Here is a 21,401-nt window from a genome sequence, read left to right on the forward strand (position 1 = left end):
GCAAAGCGATCCCAACTCAGGCCACCTTTTTTCTACTCCTCTGCTCCTCTACTCTCTGCCCAATTCTCTCGCCCGCTCCGTCGCCCGCTTCACCGCCTTGATCAGCGTCACACGTAGCCCCCCTTCTTCCAGCTCCAGAATCCCATCCACCGTGCACCCTGCCGGAGTCGTCACCTCGTCCTTCAGCAGCGCCGGGTGCGACCCTGTCTCCAGCACCATCTTCGCCGCGCCATACGTCGTCTGCGCGGCCAGTTGAGTCGCCACATCGCGCGGCAGCCCAACGTTCACGCCGGCCTCCGCCAGCGCCTCAATAATGATGTACAAAAACGCCGGCCCCGACCCCGACAAACCTGTCACCGCGTCCATATGCTTCTCATCCACGATCACCGTCCGCCCAACCGTCGCAAAGATCCGCTGCGCCAGCGTCATCTGCTCATCCGTCACATGCGACCCGCGACACAGCGCCGTAATCCCCGCGCCCAGCGCCGCCGGAGTATTCGGCATAGCCCGAATCACGCTGGCGTCCTTGCCAGCGGCCTCTTCAATCGCCTTGGTCTTCACGCTCGCCGCAACCGAGATCAGCAGTACTCCCGGCTTCAGCCCGGCCGCGATCCCGCGCACCACATCGCCCATCTGCTGCGGCTTCACTCCCAGCAGCACCACATCCGCGCCCGCCACAGCAGCCGAGTTGTCAGTCGTCACCATCACGCCATACTGCTGACTCAGCGCCGTCGCCCGGCCCTCATGCGCCACTGTCGCGACAATCTGCTCCGGCGTCAACAGCCCGCTGCGCAAAAACGCCTGCAGCAGAATGCCGCCCATCTTGCCCGCACCCAGCACCGCCACCCGCATCGCTGCCGGTGCATGCCCCGTCGTCTTCCCGCTCGCCGCAGTATTCATGTCCCTGCCAGCCTACCAAACACACCCTCACCAAGAGGAATTCACGCCCACCAAGGAATTGTCATCTCGACCGAAGCAGGACAGTTTCATCGTCCTGCGCAGCGGAGAGACCTGCATCTTGGAGGGCACCAGAAATCCAGTAATCCGCCCAAATCAGGTAGCCCGAGCCTTTAGGCTCGGGTCTCATAACCGGTCCCGGAAAGAAAAAGGGCTTTAGCCCTGGGGTTTACCTCTAACCCGCCAACAACAACGGCCCCGCCTCCGCTGCGTCCAGCATCCGGTACAGCGTCGACCGGCTGATCCCCAGCACCTCCGCTGCCTTCAGCTTGTTTCCATTGCAAGCCAGCAGCACGTTCCGGATGTGTTCCTGCACAATCTGGTCCAGCTTCACCAGCCGCGCCCGCGCCGCAACCGGCCTGGGCTTCTGCTCGCTGGACTTCAGCGCCGCACCAAGGTCCTCCGCATCCAGCGGAACCCCGGCACGATGCTCCACCAGCCAGTCCACCACATCATTCAACTGATACAAATTGCCCGGCCACTCCTGCTCGGCCGCTGCGTCCAGAAAGCTGTCTGTCGCATACACTGGTCGCGTCCGCAGCCCCACCGCCGCCTGCTCCATCCTGCGCCGCTGCAGCCTGTCATGGATCAGCGCCGGCAGGTCCGCCGCCCGATCCCGCAGCGTCGGCAGTGCCACCCGCAGCGACGCCAGATATCCAGCCAGCTCCGGCAGAAAGAATCCTGCGCTGATATAGGGCTTCAACCCGCGCCCCACAAACGCCACCACCCGCGTTGTCTGCGTCCCATGCTGTCGCATCATCCGCAACAGCCCCTCCTGCGCTGCACGAGACAGCCGCTCTGCCTCCGGCAGATACAGCAGCCCGACACCCCGCCAGTCGACCACACCCTCGCCGCCAAACCACTCCTCGGCCTCGGTGGCATGCACCATCGCAAACCCCAGTTCATGCACCGGGCACATCTGGTGCAGCAACCGAGCCACCGCCTCCTCGCCGCACCCCGGCTCGCCTGTCAGCGACAGGCTCCGAAAGTACGGCGCCACCCGCCGTATCTGCGACCGCAACTGCGTGCTCGCCATGCTGCTGCCTAGCAGGGCAGAGCTGTCGCCCTCCGCAGAGCCATTCTGCCGATGCGATGCAAACCTCAGGACCTGTTCATCACTCCCCATCCCGGCTATATCGGCGGAACCGGCCCAGTGTTTAGCTCTCCGGTTCCGCAGCCCTCTTGACAGCCCCGATATAATAAAAGTGAGCAAGAAAAAGGCCCGGCGTTTAGCCAGGCCTTTCGATCTTTTAAACCCAAAACCCGCAACTCAGAACCCAAAAACGGACGCCAAAGACTCTCTGGCGACCAAAGTAACCGCTCGCATGGTTACGAGCTTAACTCCAATCCGCTGCGGATCTTAGCCCCAAAAACGGGGGAGGGTCTTAGACGTTTGCCTTCGCGCAGTACGCCTCGAACGCCCGGTTCAGCTCCGCCGCAATCGCCGGTGCCGTCGAGCTCTCGATCGCCGACCGCTGCATCAGATAGATCAGCTGCCCATCGCGCAGAATCGCAATCGCCGGGCTCGTCGGTGGATGACCGCCAAAGTACCCACGCGCCTTCTCCGTCGCCTCGCGGTCCTGCCCCGCAAACACGCTGATCGCATGGTCCGGCTTCACGTTGCCCTGCAGGGCCATCCGCACACCAGGACGCATCTTGCCCGCCGCGCAGCCGCAGATCGAGTTCACCACCACCATTGTCGTGCCGGGCTCAGCCAGCGCCGCATCCACATCCGCCGCCGTCCGCGCCTCTGCGATGCCGGCCTTGGTCAGCTCCTCGCGCATCGGAATCACCATCAACTCTGGGTACATAAGCCTGTTCTCCTTGGGTGCTTCAACTATGGATACTTCGATAGACATCGAAACCTTCGTCTCTTAGATTGTACGTGCTCCCAAACGATGCAACCAAACAAACGGAGGCACGGTCCATCGAGCTTTGCAGGAACCGGCCCAGCAGGAAGTGAAGCGGTGGCCAGCTTTGAAGGGGACGGGCTTCAGCCCGTCCATGACTGCCACCTTTTGAAGACAGGGGCTTTAGCCCCGGAGGGAAGAGTTGCCAAGCGTATATCCTTGAACCCGATGCTCACGATCCGCGAACACCAGCCGCTCGCCCCGCTCACCACCTTCGGCATCGGCGGCCCGGCCCGCTACCTCGCCCTCGTCGAGCACGAGTCCGACATCCCCGAAGCCCTCACCTGGGCCGCGGAACGTGAACTCCCGGTCTTCATCCTCGGCGGCGGCAGCAACCTCCTCATCCGCGACACCGGCTTCAACGGCCTGGTCCTCCAGATCGCCCTCCGCGGCATCACCGAAGGCGTAAAAGGCGTAAACAGCCAGCTCACCGCCGCCGCCGGCGAACCCTGGGACGCCTTCGTGGACTACGCCGTCACCCGCAACCTCGCTGGCATCGAGTGCCTCGCCGGCATCCCAGGCCTCGTCGGCGGCACGCCCGTCCAGAACGTCGGCGCCTACGGGCAGGAGGTCGCCGAAACCATCACCGCTGTTCGTGCCTTCGACCGCACCACCAGTTGCTTCACCACGCTCACCGCGCAGGACTGCCACTTTGCCTACCGAGCCAGCCTCTTCAACCGCCCAGCAGCACAAGGCGGAGAACCCGGCCGCTACATCGTCACCGCCGTCACCTTCCAGCTCACACCCAACGGTGCTCCAAGCCTTCGTTACGCCGACCTGCAACGCCGCTTCGCCAACCAGCCACAACCTACGCTTAACGAAGTCGCCACCGCCGTCCGCGAGATCCGCCGCTCCAAAGGCATGTTGCTGGTCCCCGGCGACCCCGACTGCCGCAGCGCAGGCTCGTTCTTCAAAAACCCAATCGTCGCATCGGAAACAATCGACCGCATCGCGACCGCAGTCGATATAGAAGCGAGCACCATCCCACACTGGGCCGCTACCGACAACCAGATCAAGCTCCCCGCAGCCTGGCTCCTCGAACGCGCCGGCTTCACCAAAGGCTTCATCGACGGCGCCGCAGGCATCTCCTCACGCCACACGCTCGCCCTCATCAATCGCGGAGGCGCAACCTTCGCCGATATCGAACGCCTCCAGAACCACATCATTGCCACCGTTCGCGAACGCTTCGGAATCACCCTCGAACGCGAACCCGTCCTCATCGGCTAGAGAAGACGCTAGCCGATCACCTCGCGCATCCGCTCGCGCTCTTCATACAGCACATTCCGAGCTGCTCCGCGCGCCATTACGCGCCCAGCCTCCAGCCGCACCACCTCAGCCTCCAGCCGCAAAGCCTCCTCCACATCGTGCGTCACAGAGACGACCGGAACGCCCAGCCGCTCCGACCGTTCGCGCATCCGTTCCAGCATCCCATCACGCATCCTCCGGTCGACGCCCGTAAACGGCTCGTCCAGCAGTATCAGCTTCGCCCCCGGAACAGCAAACGCCCGCGCCAGGCTCACCCGCTGCTGCTCGCCGCCCGAAAGCTCCCTCGGCCTCCGCTCCAGTACGCCGCCGAGCACGAACAGTTCTACCGCCTCATCCACTGCAACCGCATCCCGCAACCCACGGCTGCGCAGGGCAAACCCCACGTTCTCCTGCACCGAAAGGTGAGGGAACACTGCAGCCCCCTGCGCCGCATACGCAATCCCACGCTCATGCACAGGCAGCGCCGCTACATCGCTCCACACACCGCTTTCGCGCCGCCGAAACCGCACCTCCAGCCCCGGCAGCAACCCGCACATCGCTCGCAGCAGCGTACTCTTTCCGCTGCCCGACGGCCCAAAGATCACCGTCCACGGCGCACTGAACGCCAGGTCGACATCCAGCCGCACCGCGCCGTGCTGCCCCGCTACTCGCAGCTCATGGTGCACCTCAGCCAATCTCTTGCCCCCTTCGCGCCGACCGCCCATACAGCACCAGCAACGCCACAAACGACAACGCCACCAGCGCCAGCGCCGTCCGGCTCGCCGCCCCATACTTCATGTCCTCTACGAGGTCATAGATCGAGATCGACAACGTCCGCGTCACTCCCGGAATGTCGCCGCCGATCATCAGCACCACGCCGAACTCGCCCAGCGTATGTGCGAACGTCAGCACCGCCGCCGTCACAAACGAGCTCTTCGCCAGCGGCAGCAGCACCCGCCTGAACAGCACCCACGGCGACGCCCCCAGCACCCGCGCCGTCTCCACCACACCCCGGTCAACACCTGCAAACCCCACCACCAGCGGCTGCACCGCAAATGGAAGACTGTACAGTATCGACCCCACCAGCAGCCCCCCAAACGTAAACGCCAGCGGATGCCCAATCACCCGCACCAGCAGCCGCCCAACCCCAGTCGCCGGCCCCATGCCCACCAGCAGGTAGTAGCCCAGCACCGTCGGCGGCAGTACCAGCGGCAGCGCAACCGCTGCTTGAACAACTTGCCGCAATACGCTCTTCCTACTAGCAATCCACAACGCCAGTGGAGTCGCCAACACCAGCAGGCACAGCGTCGTAAGCCCTGCCAGTCGCAGCGTCAGCCAAAGCGCGGAGGTATCCATCACGCTGACCAGTCTAGCCTGAGCCACCCGTTACTTCGCAGGGTCGAGCCCAAACCCCGGCAGTTGCTTCTGTACAGCATCGCTCGTCAGCCACGCCAGGAAAGCCTTCGCCGCCGCCTGTTGCTTCGACGCCGCAACGACCGCGCCACTCTGTTTGATCTCCCCATACACCCGCGGCACCGGCACAAACGAGCCCGCCGACTTGTACGCCTGCGAGCTCGCGATCGTCAGGGAGATCAGCCCCACCTGCGCATTGCCCGTCAGCACAAACTGCGCCGTCTGCCCAATGTTCTCGCCCACCACCAGCTTCGGCTTCACCTTGTCATAGAGCCCAAGCGCCTTCAATGCGCTTGTCGCAGCCACTCCGTAGGGCGCATGAGCATCGTTCGCCACCGCAATCTTGCTCACCTTGTCGCTCGTCAACGAGTTCACCGAAACCGGCTGCGCAGGCGAGTCCTTCCGCGCCCACACCACCAGCACACCACGCGCATAGGTCTGCAGGTCCAACGCCAGCCCAGCCTTCACCAGCTGCGCCGGATGCACCGTATCCGCCGACAGGTACACATCCTGCGGCGCGCCATTCGTAATCTGCTGTGCCAGCACGGCGGACGACCCAAACGACGGCACCACCTTCACCCCGGTCTGCTTCTCATACTCCGCCGCGAGCGTCGGCAGCACCGGCTGCAGGTCCGAAGCCGCGGCAACATGCAGCTCCGTCTGCGCCTGCGCGCCCACCGCAACTCCAGCAATCAAAACCAGAACCAGCCCGAGCACGCCTCGCCACGCGCGGGTACGGTACTCTAGTAGAAACGAACGGAAGTGACACGTACCCCAGGATGAGCGCGCAATCTGCAATGTCGTCAACGGTTCCCTCACATCTCCTACGATGCACCGGATGTGGCGACCGCATCAACTCCGCCCAGGCGGCCAGCAACTTCCGCTGCCGCAAGTGCAACGATCTCTTTGAGATAGAGTACCCCTGGAGCGAATCGGCCCCTGCCTCCGCTGACGCCCCGACCAACCGTCCTAATCCCGGCGCGCTCAAGTACCTCTGGGCCGAGCGCCGCACCTCCACGCTCGCCATCGACCAGTCCGGCGTCTGGCGCTTCCGCGACCTCCTGCCCATCGTCGCCGACAACCAGATCGTCACCCTGCGCGAGGGCAACACCCCGCTCTACGAGATGCCGCGCTCAGCCGCTGCCCTCGGCCTCAACTGGCTGCTCGCCAAGCACCAGGGCATGAACCCCACCGGCTCTTTCAAAGACACCGGCATGACCGCCGCGCTCTCCGCCGCCGTCGCCGGAGGCTACCAGTGGGTCGCCTGCGCCTCCACCGGCAACACCTCGGCCGCCATGGCTGCCTACGCCGCGCGCGCCGGTCTGCGCTCGCTCGTCTTGATCCCCGAAGGCAAGATCGCCTGGGGCAAACTCTCGCAGTCCCTCGACTACGGCTCAACCACCGTCCAGCTCAAGACCGACTTCGACGGCTGCGTCCGCGTTCTCACAGAGATCGTCCAGCGCGCCCCGATCTACCTCCTCAACTCCGTCAACCCTTACCGCCTCGAAGGCCAGAAGACCCCCGCCTTCGAGATCCTCGAGCAGTGCGACTGGCAGGTCCCGCACCACCTCATCGTCCCCGGCGGCAACCTCGCAAACTGCTCCGCGCTCGGCAAGGGCTTTGCGGAGATGCAGCACCTCGGCTTCATCCGTCGCACTCCCAAGATCTCCGTCATCCAGGCCCAGGGCGCCAACCCGCTCTACCGCAGTATCCAGGAGAACGGCGGCACCTCGCTCTCGCCCGTCACCGCCGAGACCCGCGCCACCGCCATCCGCATCGGCAACCCTGCCTCGTGGAAGAAGGCTGTCCGCGTCATCGCCTCCACCGGCGGCTGGGTCGAGCAGGTCTCCGAACGCGAGATCGCCATTGCCAAGGCCGAGGTGGGCGCCGAAGGCATCGGTTGCGAACCCGCCTCTGCCGTCACGCTCGCCGGCCTCAAAAAACTCGTCGCCGATGGCCGCGTCGGCAGGGAAGAGACCGCCGTCCTGCTTCTTACCGGCCACACGCTCAAGGACTCGCAGTACACCATCGACTTCCATCGCGGCGAACTCCTCAACAAGGCAGAACTCGCCGAGATGTCCGCCACCGAAGCCGCTCACTACAACCAGCTTCGCCGCGAACCCCTCATCCTCGACGCCAACGCGGACACGATCCTCCGCACTCTCGACCAGGTTGCAGCCACCCCGCAATCCGTATAGAAAGCATCCAATGTATCCACGGCGCGCGTAAAAACGTCACCGGGAATGCACATCAATCCTCTCCAAGAGGGAAAGCATATGACGAATCGCAATCAGGACAGAGCACAAGGTGCGATCAGCCGGCGCGCGGTGATCAAGACAGGCGCACTAGCTGCTGGCGCACTCGCATTGGATCGCGCCGGTTGGGCTTCTCCTCAAAAACAGCCTTCCATACCGCATGTGCGGCTTGGCAACGGCGTCATGATGCCCATGCTGGGCTTCGGCACCTACAGTCTGCGCGGCGATCTCTGCACGGAAAGCGTCGCCGATGCCATCGCGGCCGGCTACCGGCTCATCGACACCGCGAAGGTCTACCAGAATGAGGAAGCCGTAGGCGCCGGGATCAAAAAGAGCGGAATCGACCGTAAGGATCTCTTCGTCACCTCCAAGCTCTGGGTCGACGATGCCGGCTATGAACCGGCAAAGCGCGGCTTCCAGACCACGCTCGATAAGCTCCAGCTCGAATACCTCGATCTCTATCTGATCCACCGTCCTCGCGGCGACGTGCAAGGTTCGTGGCGTGCGATGGAAGAGCTCAACGCCGCCGGAAAGATCAAGGCTATCGGCATAAGTAACTTCGATGACGCGCAGATGGCCAGCCTGACCGCAAATGCGAAGACAAAGCCAGCCATCAATCAGGTGGAAACACATCCCTTCTTCCAGGAGATGGACCTGTCTCAATCCCTGCCTGCCCAAGGCGTGCACATGGAAGCTTGGGCTCCCTTCGCGGAGGGGCGCAACGGACTCTTTACGAACGCGGTGCTCCAAGAGATCGGCAAAAAGCACAGCAGAACGGTCGCGCAAACTGTTCTGCGCTGGCACCATCAGCGTGGTGTGATTGCCATTCCGCGATCGTCCAACTCGGAACACCGCCGCGAAAACCTGGCCATCTTCGACTTCTCGCTGGACGCCGACGACATGCGCAGAATCGCAGCCCTGGATGCCAACCGGAGCCAGTTCCCGGAGTGGACCTAGCCGAGTACCTCATCCATACGCAGCCGTGCTTTGCAGGGGCACAGCTTTGCCGTGCCGTAGCCGGCAGATAAGAATCGGGGCTTTAGCCTCTGAGGGAAGTTTTGAGCAGAACCACCCAGCCCGCCATCCGCCTCACACTCCCGGCCACCTCCGCCAACCTCGGCCCCGGCTTCGACGCGGCGGGCCTGGCACTCTCCATGCACCTCACCGTCGAGGCACACCTCGCCGCAGCCTTCGCCGTCGACGCCACCGGACGCGACGCCGATCTCTGCGCAGCGCTCGACAACAACCTCATCCTCGACACCTACCGCGACATCCTCACCCGTCACAACCATCCGATTCTCCCGCTCCATCTCAAGCTCCACAACGAGATCCCTCTTGGCATGGGCTGCGGCTCATCCGCCGCCGCACTCCTCGCCGGTGTAGCCCTCGCCGACCACTTCGGCAGCCTCGCTCTCGGCGACCACGGCATCCTCGCCGAAGCCAACCGGCTCGAAGGCCATCCCGACAACGTCGCCGCCTGCTGGCTCGGCGGCTTCACCGTCTCCGGCGAAGACAGCGGAGAAGTCCTCACCGCAACCTTCCCCGGCGACCCCACCTGGCAGATTCTGCTCGCCCTGCAGCCCACCTCGCTCGCAACGAAAAAGGCTCGCGCGCTCCTGCCCGACACCTACAGCAAAGCCGACGCCGTCTTCAACGTCCAGCGCGCCTCACTCCTCGTCGCTGCCTTCGCACAGAACCGCCTCGATCTCCTCCGCACCGCCATGCAGGACCGCATCCACCAGCCCTACCGAGCCGAGGCCTGCCCACTCCTCAAGCAGCTTCTCCCACTCGCCGCGGAGCCCGAACTCGCAGGCATCGCCCTCAGCGGCGCAGGCCCTTCGGTCCTCATCTTCCTCGCCGAAGACACCACCCCACTCGCCGCCGAAACCCGTCTCCGCGCCATCCTCGATCCCGCCGTCGAAATTCTTTCCCTCCGCATAGCTCCCGGCGCAACCACCGCGATCCTGTAGAGTCAAAGCATCCGCAAGGAGGCCCCGTGACCCGTCGTCTCCCGCTCTTCCTGATCGCTCTCGCGCTCGCTTCGACCGCGTACGCACAGACGCGCCTCACCTTCGAGGTCGCCTCCATCCGCGCCTCTAAAGCCGACACTCTCAACGGTGGCATCAAGCCGCTGCCCGGCGGCTACGGCTACATCGCGCAGAACATGCCCGTCAAAATCATGATCAGCCTCATGTACCGCATCCCCATGCGGCAGATCAAAGGTGCCCCTGACTGGCTGAACACCGAGCGCTTCGATATCGAGGCCAAGGCCGACCACGCCTACAGCGTCGAAGACCTCCACGCCATGTTCCAGAGCCTGCTCGCCGACCGCTTCAACCTCAAGTTCCATATCGAAACCAAGCAGGGCAACGTCTACGCCCTCTCCGTCGACCCCGCGGGGCTCAAGATGAAGCCCAACGACAGCCCGCAGGACTACAACATCCCCGTCAACTTTGCCGCCAACGGATTCGTCGGGCGCAGGGTTCCGATGCCCTACCTCTGTTGGTTCCTCGGCCAGCAGCTCCAGGACGACGCCCGCCCCGTCGTTGACGAGACCGGGCTCAAAGGCAACTACGACTTCAACCTCTCCTTCCGGCCAGTCCGTCCTCCGGACGTCTCCCGCGAGGACTCCGGCGCCCCGCCGGACGATCGCCCATCCATCTACGACGCACTCAAAGAGCAGCTCGGGCTGCGCCTTCAACCTCAAAAGGGCCCGGTAGACTACTTGGTCATCGACAGCATTCAGAAGCCCTCCGTAAACTAGCGTTGAACCGTTTGAAGCCGTCTGGATACCTCCTCCTTTTGGTGCCCGCATCGTTTTCCACCGTTCTGCATCTATCATGGTGTGTGTTTAGCCGGTAGCTTCACTTCCGGCAGTGAGGAGAAACAAAATCATGGCAAGCAACCTCGTAGGCGCCGTAACCGACGCCAGCTTCGACGCCACCGTTCTCGCATCCGAGACCCCAGTACTCGTCGACTTCTGGGCGGCCTGGTGCGGTCCGTGTCGCGCGCTCGCTCCCGTTGTCGATGAGGTCGCAGCCGACTACGCCGGCAAGCTCAAGGTCCTCAAAATGGACGTTGACTCCAACCCGGCCACCGCTGGCCGCTTCGGCATCCGCGGCATCCCCGCACTGCTCGTCTTCAAGGGCGGCAAGGTGGCGGAGCAGATTGTGGGCTTCGTCCCCAAGGAGCACATCGACGGCGCTCTTAAGCGCGTCCTTGGTGCAACGGTTGCAGTCTAAGCTCGATCCTGCACAAATTACGGCATTTCGCGAGGGCCCGCCCGCACCATCGGCGGGCCTCGCAGTATCAGTTCGCATCTGCTGCGTCGCTCGACGCACGATGCTAAACTGACCCCTGACCATGCTGGAGTGGATTCTCGTTCACGGAAGCCTGATCGCCTTCTTCATTCTGGCGAACAGCTTCTTTGTGGCTGCTGAGTTCGCCCTCGTTAGCGTCCGCGAAACCCGCATCGAGCAGCTTATTCTGCTCAACCGTCCCGGCGCCCGCACCGCCCTCCAGCTCAAGCGACACATCGACGAAGTCCTCCCCGCCGTGCAGTTCGGCGTCACCCTCGCCTCGCTCGCTCTCGGCGGCATCGGCGAACCCGCGCTCGCCGACGCCCTCGTCGGCACCATCGCCCGCCTCACCTGGCTCCCCGGCATCGGAGTCCACGCGCTGCTCTACACGCACATCATCTCCGTCATCATCGCCTTCGCCCTCATCACCTACTTTGAGGTACTCCTCGGCGAGCTAGTCCCCAAATCCCTCGCCCTTCAGCGCGCCGAGCGCCTCGCCCTCGCCGTCTCCGGCCCTGTCGATGTCTTCATCCGCATGACGCGCCCCGCCGTGCGCTTGATGAACATCTCCGCCGCGCTCGTCCTGCGCCTCTTCCGCGCCCCGCTCAGCGGCGAGTCCTCCGCGCACTCCCCGGAAGAACTCAAGCTCATGGCCACCGCCAGCCGCCGCTCCGGCGTCCTGCCATCCCTGCAGGAGGAGATGATCCACCGCGCCATCGAGCTCAATCAGGTCACCGCCTCCGAGATCATGACTCCCCGCGGCAAGGTCTTCTCGCTCCCCGCCGACCTCACGCTCGAAGCCGCCAGCGCCCGCATCGTAGAAGAGCAGCACTCCCGCGTCCCCGTCTATGACCCCACCCGTGGCCGCGACCACATCATCGGCGTCGTCTACTCCAAGGATGTCTCGCGCCTCATGCACTTCCGCAGCGTCGCCCAGGGACTCGGCAACAAGCAGCCCTCCGGCATCACACTGCGTCAGGTCATGCGCGACGTCCTCCTCATCCCCGAAACCAAGCGCGCCGTCGAGCTCCTCGAAGAGTTCCAGCAGCGCCGCCGCCAGATCGCCATCGTCGTCGACGAGTTCGGTTCCACCCTCGGCCTCGTCACCGCCGAAGACGTCCTCGAGCAGGTCGTCGGCGAGCTCGAAGACGAGTTCGACACCGGCCGCAACCTCCCGCTACCCGCAGCCGGCGGCGGTCTCCTCCTCGACGGCACCGCCAGTCTCCGCGATCTCGTCACGCAGCTCCGCTGGCGCTTCCCCCGCGAGAACGGCGTCGAAACACTCGCCGGCTTCCTCCTCGTCCACTTCGGTCACATTCCCCGCGAAAACGAGTCCATCGACTTCGAAGGCCGCCGCTTCACCGTCGTCCGCATGGAAGGCAAGCGCATCGCCCAAATTCGCGTCGACCCGCTCCACGACGCAGACCACGAAACACTCCTCGCCGAGGTCGAAGCGTAGCACCGACCCATCATCAGTTCGGTGTTGCGTTGTCATTGCGAATTCGTTAGCTTGATACCATCGCGCAACGCAAAGAGTTCCTGGGACAGCGTGCCACGCTGCTACCTCATGGCATCTCCATCTCTTCATCACCACTTTCTTCTTGGAAAGCGAGACTCTCTATGAATCTGCTCCGCTCCGGGCAGGCAGCCGTCACGGCAATGGCGCTGCTGCTCGTCTCAGCTTCACCCGCGCAACAACAAGGCGGCGACAAAGTTGATCTCGACACCCTCGCACAGATCAAGACCGAGGCCTACCAGCACTCACAGGTGATGGAAAACCTCTTCTACATCTCGGAGGTCTACGGCCCGCGCATCACCAACAGCCCGAACCACCGCGCCGCCGCCGAGTGGGCCATGAAGCAGATGAAAGACTGGGGCCTCAAGAACGTCCACATTGAAGAGTGGGGTCCCTTCGGCTACGGCTGGCAGATCAAGAAGTACTACGGCGCTCTCGAAACCCCTGCCTACGCCGCGCTCATCGGCTTCCCCCTCGCATGGACTCCCAGCACCAATGGCCCCGTCACCGCCGACGCCGTTTTTGCACCACTCCACTCCAAGGAAGACTTCGCCAAATACCACGGCAAGCTCAAGGGCAAGATCGTCCTCATCTTCGATCCGCGCGAGCTCGCCATGCACACGGAACCCGACGCGAAACGCCTGACCGATGAGGAGATCCAGGCACGTGTTAACGGCAACGGCTTTGGCGGCGCCCGCCGTGGCCGAGCCAACGCCCCCAAGCCCGGCGAATACACCCCCGCAACGCTCTCCACGGCCGCGCCCACTGGCCGCATCCTGCGCAACGAGGTCAACACCTTCCTCAAAGAAGAAGGCGCGCTTGTCGCCATCACCCCCGGCTACAACGGCGATGGCGGCACCATCTTCGCCTCCTACGGCGGCTCGCAGGACCCCAAAGACCCCGTCGGGCCGCCCATGGCAGCCATTACGCCCGAGCAGTACAACCGCGTCGTCCGCCTCATCCAGCACGGCATCACGCCAAAACTCACCTTCGACATCCAGACCGAGTATCAGAAGAAAGACCTCATGGGTTTGAACGTAGTCGGCGAAATCCCCGGAACCACCAAGCCCGATGAAGTCGTCATGGTCGGCGGTCACTTCGACAGCTGGCAGGGCGGCACCGGCGCCACCGACAACGGCACCGGCTCCTCCGTCGCGATGGAAGCCGTGCGCATCTTAACTACGCTGCACAAGCCCATGGCCCGCACCGTTCGCGTCGCTCTCTGGGGCGGGGAAGAAGAGGGCCTCTACGGCTCGCTGGCCTATGTGCAGACCCACTTCGCCCCCCGCGACACCATGGTCCAGACGCCCGAGTACAAGAACCTCGATGTCTACTTCAACGACGACTCCGGTTCAGGCCGGTTCCGTGGTGTCTCCGCCCTCGGCAACGCAGAGCTTGCGGAGATCTTCCGCTCTTGGATCGCCCCTGAAGCCATCAAGGACTCCGGCCTCATTGCTGTAACAGGCCTGCACCAGGGCCCAACCCTGCAGCCCGGCGGCACCGACTCCACCAGCTTCTCCTGGATCGGCCTCGACGGCATAGGCTTTATGCAGGACCCGCTGGAGTACGGCTCCCGCACTCACCACTCCAACATGGATTTGTACGACCGTGTCCAGAAGGACGATGTCGAGCAGGGCTCCATGATCGAAGCCTGGTTCGCCTACAACGCAGCCACCCGGCCGGACATGCTCCCGCGCATCCCAACCCCCGAACCCACCAAGAAGTAGAGCAAGCATCCGGGGATGGCTTTGATCAAGTCCACTTTCTGATCAAAGCCACCCTCTGATCGAGCCCTTACTCTGAAAGGGCACGGCTTCAGCCGTGCCGGAAACAGCCTCCAAGGCAAATGGGGCTTTGGCGCCTGAGGGAGGATTGCCATTCGTTACGAGTCTCATAATCCGCGTCAGACAAGGGTGGCACCTCGGGCTCTTCGTCATCTCTATGTTCCAGTTCGAGTAACTTCCGATAAACCGATTTATAAGGACAAATCCTGCTTTATGATTCCCGCATGAGTATCGAATCCGAAGACATCATTGATCTCTATGAGCGTCATGCAGATGCCTGGGTTCAATCTCGATTAGCGGAGAGCACTCTTTATGAGAAGCAATGGTTGGATCGCTTCTGTGCGCTTCTTCCGAAGGTCGCTTCGATTCTCGATTGCGGCTGTGGCGTTGGAGAACCAATCGCACGTTATTTGACCCAATGTGGGCATGCTGTCACGGGCGTTGATTCCTCGCCTGCGATGGCACGGATGTTTCAGGCTCGTCTGCCCTCACAGCGTGCAGTGGTAGCAGATATGCGGACGCTCTGTCTTCCGGAAACATTTCGCGGTGTCCTCGCGTGGGATAGCCTCTTTCATCTAAACCATGCTGACCAACGGAAGATGTTTCAGATGTTTCGGGCACATGCCGCACCGGGCACCGCACTGATGTTTACATCTGGCCCATCCCATGGTGAGATTGTCGGGCAGCTAGAAGGAGACCCGCTCTACCACGCGAGCTTCGCCGCCGCTGAGTACCGCCAATTGCTTGCGGAGCAGGGCTTCGCCGTCGTGTTCCACTCGCCAGAGGATTACAGCTGTTTCGGGCGAACGATATGGCTTGCGCAATTGCAATAGCTTTCTCTGATCTGACGATTCACGGGGCTCCAGCCTTTGAGATTGGTCCTTATCAATGCGGTTCCGAATGTTGAGCATCACTGACGATAAGACGACCTTACGGGAGCGATCCGAATTCGGCGAGTGCCCCGGCGCTATGTGCCGATCCCGAGCGTTCACCACGCACGCTGATATCGAGGGCTCTGCGTGGGCCCTTTGCCTGTTCCCGCGATCCTGTCACTCTGGATCTCGTTATTGTTCTGATGTCGTGCTGGTTCTTCGCGTTCCTGGAGGTGACGGCATGGCGGCAGCTATGGGCTCGCCTCGCAGCCACAGGCTTTGGCGTAGGGCCAAGGTCACTTGGGTTGAGCGCGTTCCGTAGCGCCGTTGGGCACATATTTTAGGCCAGTGACAATGTAGGGCCTGTCCATCCTCGCCCCGTCCCCCACGGTGACTTTCGTGAAGTGCATGTAATCCGGAACACCTGCGTCAAAACCTCCCCAGGCCCAGCCGTGCCGTGTGAAGATCGCAAATACCGCGGAGTCAGTCGATACCTTACCGGGTGTCCGGTCACGAGGAACATTGGAGGCCGCGGCCAGTGGCCACCACTTGTGTTGCAAATCGAGAAACGGATTCAAGAATGGGTTAATGTCGATTGCCATGCCATACGCGTGGCTGCTCCACTCTGTTGGCGCATCGTCCGCTTTCTCGCAGTAAAACCCAACTGTGATGTTCTGTTCCGCATAGACCCCCGCACCGTAATCGTCCCAGAACCCAATCTTCCGTATGGGAAAACGTGCTTTGTAGAGATCGCCAAAAACCGACACCACATCCTCGGCGATCTGTTTGTTCACGACCAGCTTGCCCTCGTGCGCCAAGCCATCGAGTCCCAAATACGTCACGCGAACGAGAGCTAAATCGTCGAGCGAAACCGGGCAGCCCTGTTTCCAGGACTTTCCGGTCATTGCCACCTTCATCTCGGCAGGGAGAGATGAGATCGCGGGCTCGAGGGATTTATTCTGTGCACTCAGGCAGAGTGGTGCCCAGAATGCCATAGCGATGAATTTAAGCGTGCGGGATCGAATCATTCTTGACCACCGGTTTCTTGTCTGAATTACAAGAACGACCATAAACGAGTTCCGCTCCGCTGGTAAATATCCTGATCGCCGGAATCGCCGGCAAACCAGAGCCTGTGCACTCGACAAGTGGGATATTGCTTTGGAATTTTTGGAGAATAACGCTCCAAAACGCCCATGCCAGTAACAGCTCACGTCCTACCCATTCGCTCCAACCAAAGGCTACTCCAGCAAAACTAACCAGGGGCTCCCATCAAGTTCCACCTCCCCATGTATCCTGAGTTCGGGAAATGTCCTCGCTCCGCCGCATCCTTACTCGCGTCGTCATCACGCTGCCTGTCATCTGGCTCGTGGTCACCGTCGTCTTCCTGCTGATCCACATCGTCCCCGGCGACCCCATCGTGCAGATGCTCGGCGACGGCGCGACCGCTACCGACATCGCCGCGCTCCGCCACAGCTACGGCCTCGACCAGCCTTTGCTCACCCAGTACATCCACTACTGGGCCGGCCTCCTCCACGGCAACCTCGGCCAATCGCTTCGCCTGCATGACTCCGTCCTGCACCTCATCCTGCAACGCTATCCCTACACCCTCGCGCTCACCGTCGCGGCCACAATCCTCGGAGCCCTCCTCGCCATCCCAGCCGGCGTCGCCTCCGCCCGCCGCCAGAACCGGCTCACCGACCGCACCCTCGGCGTCGTCAGCCTCTTTGGTCTCTCGTTCCCCAACTTCGCCCTTGGCCCCATCCTCATCGTGCTCTTCGCCATCTCGCTCGGCTGGATGCCCGTCTCCGGCGCAGGCACCGGCGGCGTCAGCTTCCTCGTCCACCTGATCCTGCCTGCGGTCACGCTCGGCCTCGGCATGGCTGCCATCCTCACCCGCATGGTTCGCACTTCCATGCTCGAAGAGCTCTCGCAGGACTACATTCGCACCGCCCGCGCCAAGGGCCTGCCCGAGCGCACCGTCGTCTACCGCCACGCCCTCCGCAACGCGCTCAACCCGGTTCTCACCGTGCTGGGCCTGCAGTTCGGCTCACTTCTCTCCGGCGCCATCGTCACAGAGACCATCTTCTCCTGGCCCGGCCTCGGCCGGCTCACGCTCTCCGCCATCTCCAACCGCGACTACGCGCTCGTCCAGGGCTGCATCCTTGCCATCGGGCTCACCTACGTCGCCGTCAACCTCTTCACTGATTCCCTGTACGCCCTCGCCGACCCCCGCATGAGACGATAATTCACCTCAGAGACACATCCCATGATCCAACGTCGCGCCTGCATCACTGCTGTCCTCGCATTGACTCTCTTCGCTGCCATCACGGCCGCCGCGCAGCACCCCAAGCCTGCCTACAAACAACCCACGCCCGTCCCCACAACCGAGCCCTCCGGCGCCACCGAGAGCACCTTCGTCGACAAGCACGACAAGGTCCGCTTCACCGTCCCACGCGGCTGGGAGCTCTCCCGCAAAGACGGTGAGGTCAGCACCTTTCACCTCGACGCCCGCTCCGCTCCGCCCACCGCCCAGCTCCGCGGCATCGCCATGCTCGACTTCAATCCCTTCCCATACTCCACCCTCGCCGGCGCGCTCTTCTACTTCTCCATCGAGCCCCACACCACCGATGCCGAGTGCGCCGCCCAGGCCAACTTTCCCGCCGGCCCCACACCCGACCCCTCCGACACCGCACCGGCCTCTACTCCCGTCACCAGCTCCACCGACCCCAACATCCGCAAGGACGTCCAGGACATCGCCGGCATGCCCTTCACCCACGGCCACGACGAGCACGGCCGCATCTGCATCGAGGCCCGCGACGAGGTCTACACAGCCTGGCACAAGCACTCCTGCTACCGCTTCGACCTCGCCATGAACACCTTCTGCTCCGAGTCCTCCGGCGCCCAACCCATCTCCACCCAGCAAATCCTCTCTATCGACCAGCGCATGACCAACATCCTCGCCACCGTCACCTTCGGCTGGCAGAAAACCCCAGCGCACCCCATCTCCGCCCCCGACGTCCCCGAAGAGCAGCACCGCAAAAAGTCTCTCCCCCGCGTCCCCAGCCCCGCCACCACCTAGTTTTCGCGCATCTGTAGAGCTTTCATCGCTCAAAGAAGATGTGTCATCTCGACCGGAGCCAAACGGCTTCATCGTTTGGCGTAGTGGAGAGACCTGCTTTTATTCCGCCCATGCTTTGAGCGAACTACCCCAGCTCCACAATCTCCGCCTCAACCACCCCATCGTCGATCCTCACCCGCGCCACCGACACCGGCAGTTTGAACCGCCTCGGCCCAGCGCTCCCCGGGTTCAAGTACACCACGCCATCGCGCCGCTCCACCCCCGGCTCATGCGAGTGCCCATACACCACCAGCCCCACCCCAGCCGCCTTCGGCACAATGTCCATCCACTCCCGCGCGTGGACCATGTACACATAGCACCCATCCAGCTCCACCATCTCCGTCCCCGGCAGCTCCGCACAAGCTCCATGCGTATCCACATTGCCGCGGACCGCCGTCACCGGCGCAATCACCTTCAACCGCTCCAGAATGTCGAAGCTCCCCACATCTCCGGCATGAAGAATATGCTCCACCCCCCGCAGCGCCTCCAGAGCCTCCGGCCGCAGCAGCCCATGCGTATCCGAGATCACCCCAACAACCATCACACCTCCGTCCTGCTCCTCGGATCAAGCGCATCCCGCAACCCATCGCCCACTAGGTTGAACGCCAGCACACACAGCGCCACCGCCATGGCAGGGAAGAACACCAGGTACGGCGACTCGAACAGGTGCGACCGCGCATCATTGAGCATCGCTCCCCACGTCGCCGTCGGAGGCTGCACCCCCAGCCCCAGAAAGCTCAGCGTCGCCTCCGCCAGCACGGCGCTCGCCATTCCTACCGCCGCCTGCACCAGCAGCGGCTGCACAATGTTCGGCAGAATATGCCGCGTCATCAGCCGCAGGTTCGTCGCTCCCAGCGACCGGGCCGCCTGCACAAACTCACGCTCTTTCACGCTCATCACCTGCGCCCGCACCAACCGAGCATAGTTCACCCAGTTCGCCAGCGCCAGCGCAAGGATCAGGTTCACCAGACTCGGCCCCAGGAACGCCACAAACGCCACCGCCAGCAGAATCCCCGGCAGCGCCAAAAACGCATTGGACACATACACATTCACCACTGTGTCGATCCACCCGCCATAAAACCCCGCCGCCATCCCAAACACCAGCCCCAGCGTCAGCGACACCGCCACCACGGCCACCGCCACCGTCAGCGACACCCGCGCCCCGTACAGCACTCGCGAAAACACATCCCGCCCCAGCTCATCCGTGCCAAACCAGTGCGCCGCGCTCGGCGGCAGCAGCCGCGCGCCCAGGTTCAGCTTCGCCGGATCATGCGGCGCCAACCACGGTGCCAGCAGCGCACACAGCGCAAATACTCCCAGCAGAATCAGGCCCGCCAAGGCCAACCGGTTCCGTCTCATCCTCGGCCCAGCTCAATCATCGTTTGCGCCACTGCTGGTCTCACCCCATTTCGTCATTGATCTTCATCATAGGGTGTCTTGCTGTCGATTCCTCTCTGCGACCGCCCGCAAGGGGCATCAACAGCCGCAACCTCACCAACAGGGAAGAGGGATCGCTCATCGAGCGTTCCCTCTTGAGGCTCTTCATCACGAGGCCGCGCCTGCGTCACACGGCCTGCGGTTCCGTCACGGAGTAGTCCGTATAGCCTTCGGGCCCGGCCGCGTACACAGTCGGCCAGTCGATCTCATTCAGAGAGGCCTTCTGCTGCAATCGCCTCACAAGATCGGGGTTCGCGATAAACGGCCGGCCAAACGCAACCGAATCGACGAGTCCCAGCTCCAGCAGGCGATTACCTCGCTCAGCCGTCATGTCTACGTTCGCAATGACATGCCCGCGATACAAGGGCCGGAAGTGGCGGAACATGCCGTCCCCCGCAAGCTCCTGCAACGGGCTGCCGGATACATCCGTGTTCGCCCCCATCAGCAGGAGATGCGCAAGGCCGTAGCCGTCAAGTTTCCTGAAGACATATTCCATATCCGGCAGCGTGTCGTCGTTGGCCGCAAAGGGGCCTGCCAGGTGCATAGGCCCGATCTTGACGCCCACGCGGCCCGGCTCGACATACTGCAGCACAGTGTCTGTAATCTCAAACAGCATCCGCGCGCGGTTCTCGGTCGAGCCGCCATACTCATCGGTGCGGCGATTGCTGCCACTGCTCAAAAACTGCGCAATCAGGTACAGGTAGTTGGCCTGGATCTGCACGCCATCGAACCCTGCCTCCAGCGCGTTTCGGGCGGCCTGGCCGAAGTCCGCTACTGTCTGGCGAATCTCCGCTTTGGTCATCGCACGGGGCGCGACTGTAGGTTTGCGTCCGCTCGGGGTAACGCTCTCCTGCTCGGGATTGACATCCGACGCGGAGACCGGAAGCTCACCCGAAAAGAACTCCGGATGTGACATGGCGCCGGTATGCCATAGCTGGGCATACATCAGGCCGCCTTTGCGATGGACAGCGTCCGTCACGGTGCGCCAGCCCTTCACCTGTTCGACACTCCACAGCCCCGGAGTGTCGGCCCAACCATAGCCCTGCGCGCTTACTTCAGTGCATTCACCAATAATGAGGCCGGCATCGGCACGCTGTGCGTAGTACTCCGCGTGGAGCTGTGTCGGTGCGTGCTCCGGGTTGTCCGCCCGCATCCGCGTCAAGGGAGCCATCACAATCCGGTTGCGTAGCTCCAGCGAGCCCATGCGAACAGGGGAAAACAGGGGAAGCCATATCTTGTCCGTCACATCAGTTCCTTCCATCGGAGAGCCGGTCAAATCGCCAGCTTCACATAGAGCGCTATTCGCCACCGTAGCCATCCACCAGAATGAGGTCGCGCGTAAGCGCCAGGTCCCGCACCTCGAGTGCATGCGCATACTCCGGCGAGCGGTACCAGGTTTCCGCCTGTTCGAGGCTTGGAAACTCCACGACCACAATCGCCCGCGGCTTCCACTGTCCCTCCAGCACCCGCACCTCACCGTTGCGTGCCAGATACCGCCCGCCAAACTGCTCGATGACCGGGGCCGCGCGCGTGCGATACGTCTGGAAGGCTTCTTCGTTGAGAACGGTGATATCGGAGATCATGATGGCAGACAT

General features: G+C 62.9%; 22 protein-coding genes. 11 read left to right on the forward strand and 11 right to left on the reverse strand.

The window, feature by feature from the left end; translation table 11 throughout:
* Positions 1-48: 48 nt before the first annotated feature.
* From proC to GOB94_RS00820, 3 genes are all read right to left on the reverse strand, one after another.
* Positions 49-900, reverse strand: coding sequence for a pyrroline-5-carboxylate reductase (gene proC, locus GOB94_RS00810; protein ID WP_182277076.1), 852 nt, complete (start codon positions 898-900; stop codon positions 49-51).
* Positions 901-1,132: 232 nt separating this feature from the next.
* Entirely contained in the window at positions 1,133-1,993 is an 861-nt protein-coding gene (locus GOB94_RS00815) for a helix-turn-helix domain-containing protein (RefSeq protein ID WP_182277077.1), read from the reverse strand.
* Between the two features lie 349 nt (positions 1,994-2,342).
* Positions 2,343-2,768 (reverse strand): BrxA/BrxB family bacilliredoxin, encoded by a 426-nt coding sequence (locus tag GOB94_RS00820; RefSeq protein WP_182277078.1) that lies wholly within the window; start codon positions 2,766-2,768, stop codon positions 2,343-2,345.
* Between the two features lie 267 nt (positions 2,769-3,035).
* Here GOB94_RS00820 and GOB94_RS00825 point away from each other — a divergent pair, with 267 nt between their 5' ends.
* Positions 3,036-4,094 carry a UDP-N-acetylmuramate dehydrogenase gene (locus GOB94_RS00825; RefSeq protein ID WP_182278340.1) on the forward strand — a complete coding sequence of 353 codons (1,059 nt, stop codon included), beginning with the start codon at positions 3,036-3,038 and terminating at the stop codon, positions 4,092-4,094.
* Positions 4,095-4,102: 8 nt separating this feature from the next.
* Here GOB94_RS00825 and GOB94_RS00830 read toward each other — a convergent pair whose 3' ends face one another.
* The 3 genes from GOB94_RS00830 to modA are packed head-to-tail and all read right to left on the reverse strand — an operon-like array spanning position 4,103 to position 6,221.
* Complete coding sequence (locus GOB94_RS00830) at positions 4,103-4,798, reverse strand: ATP-binding cassette domain-containing protein (RefSeq protein ID WP_255484367.1); 696 nt, start codon at positions 4,796-4,798, stop codon at positions 4,103-4,105.
* Between the two features lies 1 nt (position 4,799).
* Complete coding sequence (modB, locus tag GOB94_RS00835; RefSeq protein ID WP_346265633.1) at positions 4,800-5,495, reverse strand: molybdate ABC transporter permease subunit; 696 nt, start codon at positions 5,493-5,495, stop codon at positions 4,800-4,802.
* A 3-nt stretch (positions 5,496-5,498) separates the two neighbouring features.
* Entirely contained in the window at positions 5,499-6,221 is a 723-nt protein-coding gene (gene modA / locus GOB94_RS00840; RefSeq protein ID WP_255484128.1) for a molybdate ABC transporter substrate-binding protein, read from the reverse strand.
* Between the two features lie 101 nt (positions 6,222-6,322).
* Between modA and thrC the strand changes: the two genes are divergently transcribed.
* From thrC to GOB94_RS00880, 8 genes are all read left to right on the forward strand, one after another.
* Positions 6,323-7,723 (forward strand): threonine synthase, encoded by a 1,401-nt coding sequence (gene thrC, locus GOB94_RS00845; protein ID WP_182277080.1) that lies wholly within the window; start codon positions 6,323-6,325, stop codon positions 7,721-7,723.
* A 78-nt stretch (positions 7,724-7,801) separates the two neighbouring features.
* Complete coding sequence (locus GOB94_RS00850) at positions 7,802-8,737, forward strand: aldo/keto reductase (RefSeq protein WP_182277081.1); 936 nt, start codon at positions 7,802-7,804, stop codon at positions 8,735-8,737.
* Positions 8,738-8,838: 101 nt separating this feature from the next.
* The gene (gene thrB / locus GOB94_RS00855) at positions 8,839-9,750 is read left to right on the forward strand and encodes a homoserine kinase (protein ID WP_182277082.1); all 912 of its coding nucleotides are present in this window, start codon (positions 8,839-8,841) and stop codon (positions 9,748-9,750) included.
* 26 nt (positions 9,751-9,776) lie between these two features.
* Entirely contained in the window at positions 9,777-10,544 is a 768-nt protein-coding gene (locus GOB94_RS00860; RefSeq protein ID WP_182277083.1) for a TIGR03435 family protein, read from the forward strand.
* A 130-nt stretch (positions 10,545-10,674) separates the two neighbouring features.
* Positions 10,675-11,022 carry a thioredoxin gene (gene trxA, locus GOB94_RS00865; RefSeq protein WP_182277084.1) on the forward strand — a complete coding sequence of 116 codons (348 nt, stop codon included), beginning with the start codon at positions 10,675-10,677 and terminating at the stop codon, positions 11,020-11,022.
* 121 nt (positions 11,023-11,143) lie between these two features.
* The gene (locus GOB94_RS00870; RefSeq protein ID WP_182277085.1) at positions 11,144-12,538 is read left to right on the forward strand and encodes a hemolysin family protein; all 1,395 of its coding nucleotides are present in this window, start codon (positions 11,144-11,146) and stop codon (positions 12,536-12,538) included.
* Positions 12,539-12,699: 161 nt separating this feature from the next.
* Complete coding sequence (locus GOB94_RS00875) at positions 12,700-14,322, forward strand: M28 family peptidase (RefSeq protein ID WP_182277086.1); 1,623 nt, start codon at positions 12,700-12,702, stop codon at positions 14,320-14,322.
* A 281-nt stretch (positions 14,323-14,603) separates the two neighbouring features.
* Positions 14,604-15,212: a class I SAM-dependent methyltransferase gene (locus tag GOB94_RS00880; protein WP_182277087.1), complete on the forward strand. Its 609-nt coding sequence runs from the start codon at positions 14,604-14,606 to the stop codon at positions 15,210-15,212.
* Positions 15,213-15,547: 335 nt separating this feature from the next.
* Here the strand turns inward: GOB94_RS00880 and GOB94_RS00885 are convergent, their stop codons facing one another.
* Complete coding sequence (locus GOB94_RS00885) at positions 15,548-16,279, reverse strand: M15 family metallopeptidase (protein WP_182277088.1); 732 nt, start codon at positions 16,277-16,279, stop codon at positions 15,548-15,550.
* 278 nt (positions 16,280-16,557) lie between these two features.
* Here GOB94_RS00885 and GOB94_RS00890 point away from each other — a divergent pair, with 278 nt between their 5' ends.
* Both GOB94_RS00890 and GOB94_RS00895 read left to right on the forward strand, forming a co-directional pair.
* The gene (locus GOB94_RS00890; protein WP_182277089.1) at positions 16,558-17,496 is read left to right on the forward strand and encodes an ABC transporter permease; all 939 of its coding nucleotides are present in this window, start codon (positions 16,558-16,560) and stop codon (positions 17,494-17,496) included.
* Positions 17,497-17,517: 21 nt separating this feature from the next.
* Entirely contained in the window at positions 17,518-18,330 is an 813-nt protein-coding gene (locus GOB94_RS00895; protein WP_182277090.1) for a hypothetical protein, read from the forward strand.
* A 124-nt stretch (positions 18,331-18,454) separates the two neighbouring features.
* On the opposite strand, the gene GOB94_RS00900 is transcribed toward GOB94_RS00895, so the two are convergent.
* The 4 genes from GOB94_RS00900 to GOB94_RS00915 all read right to left on the reverse strand — a co-directional run bounded on the left by GOB94_RS00900 (position 18,455) and on the right by GOB94_RS00915 (position 21,401).
* Positions 18,455-18,910: a metallophosphoesterase family protein gene (locus tag GOB94_RS00900; RefSeq protein ID WP_182277091.1), complete on the reverse strand. Its 456-nt coding sequence runs from the start codon at positions 18,908-18,910 to the stop codon at positions 18,455-18,457.
* A complete protein-coding gene (gene nikC, locus GOB94_RS00905) occupies positions 18,910-19,728 on the reverse strand; it encodes a nickel transporter permease (protein ID WP_182277092.1) in 819 nt (272 codons plus the stop codon). Before nikC ends, GOB94_RS00900 begins: the two co-directional genes overlap by 1 nt.
* A 205-nt stretch (positions 19,729-19,933) precedes the next feature.
* Positions 19,934-21,052, reverse strand: coding sequence for an alkene reductase (locus tag GOB94_RS00910; RefSeq protein ID WP_220464968.1), 1,119 nt, complete (start codon positions 21,050-21,052; stop codon positions 19,934-19,936).
* 52 nt (positions 21,053-21,104) lie between these two features.
* Positions 21,105-21,401 carry a DUF1330 domain-containing protein gene (locus GOB94_RS00915; RefSeq protein ID WP_182277094.1) on the reverse strand — a complete coding sequence of 99 codons (297 nt, stop codon included), beginning with the start codon at positions 21,399-21,401 and terminating at the stop codon, positions 21,105-21,107.

This window comes from Granulicella sp. 5B5 (genome assembly GCF_014083945.1).
Taxonomy (GTDB): domain Bacteria; phylum Acidobacteriota; class Terriglobia; order Terriglobales; family Acidobacteriaceae; genus Granulicella.

Coding starts and splice junctions, on each gene's coding strand:
- GOB94_RS00895 (WP_182277090.1), top strand. CDS start 17,518: ATGATCCAACGTCGCGCCTGCATCACTGCTGTCCTCGCATTGACTCTC.
- GOB94_RS00870 (WP_182277085.1), top strand. CDS start 11,144: ATGCTGGAGTGGATTCTCGTTCACGGAAGCCTGATCGCCTTCTTCATT.
- thrC (WP_182277080.1), top strand. CDS start 6,323: ATGTCGTCAACGGTTCCCTCACATCTCCTACGATGCACCGGATGTGGC.
- trxA (WP_182277084.1), top strand. CDS start 10,675: ATGGCAAGCAACCTCGTAGGCGCCGTAACCGACGCCAGCTTCGACGCC.
- GOB94_RS00880 (WP_182277087.1), top strand. CDS start 14,604: ATGAGTATCGAATCCGAAGACATCATTGATCTCTATGAGCGTCATGCA.
- GOB94_RS00875 (WP_182277086.1), top strand. CDS start 12,700: ATGAATCTGCTCCGCTCCGGGCAGGCAGCCGTCACGGCAATGGCGCTG.
- nikC (WP_182277092.1), bottom strand. CDS start 19,728: ATGAGACGGAACCGGTTGGCCTTGGCGGGCCTGATTCTGCTGGGAGTA.
- GOB94_RS00815 (WP_182277077.1), bottom strand. CDS start 1,993: ATGGCGAGCACGCAGTTGCGGTCGCAGATACGGCGGGTGGCGCCGTAC.
- GOB94_RS00915 (WP_182277094.1), bottom strand. CDS start 21,401: ATGTCTGCCATCATGATCTCCGATATCACCGTTCTCAACGAAGAAGCC.
- GOB94_RS00825 (WP_182278340.1), top strand. CDS start 3,036: ATGCTCACGATCCGCGAACACCAGCCGCTCGCCCCGCTCACCACCTTC.
- GOB94_RS00885 (WP_182277088.1), bottom strand. CDS start 16,279: ATGATTCGATCCCGCACGCTTAAATTCATCGCTATGGCATTCTGGGCA.
- GOB94_RS00850 (WP_182277081.1), top strand. CDS start 7,802: ATGACGAATCGCAATCAGGACAGAGCACAAGGTGCGATCAGCCGGCGC.
- GOB94_RS00900 (WP_182277091.1), bottom strand. CDS start 18,910: ATGGTTGTTGGGGTGATCTCGGATACGCATGGGCTGCTGCGGCCGGAG.
- GOB94_RS00820 (WP_182277078.1), bottom strand. CDS start 2,768: ATGTACCCAGAGTTGATGGTGATTCCGATGCGCGAGGAGCTGACCAAG.
- proC (WP_182277076.1), bottom strand. CDS start 900: ATGAATACTGCGGCGAGCGGGAAGACGACGGGGCATGCACCGGCAGCG.
- GOB94_RS00890 (WP_182277089.1), top strand. CDS start 16,558: ATGTCCTCGCTCCGCCGCATCCTTACTCGCGTCGTCATCACGCTGCCT.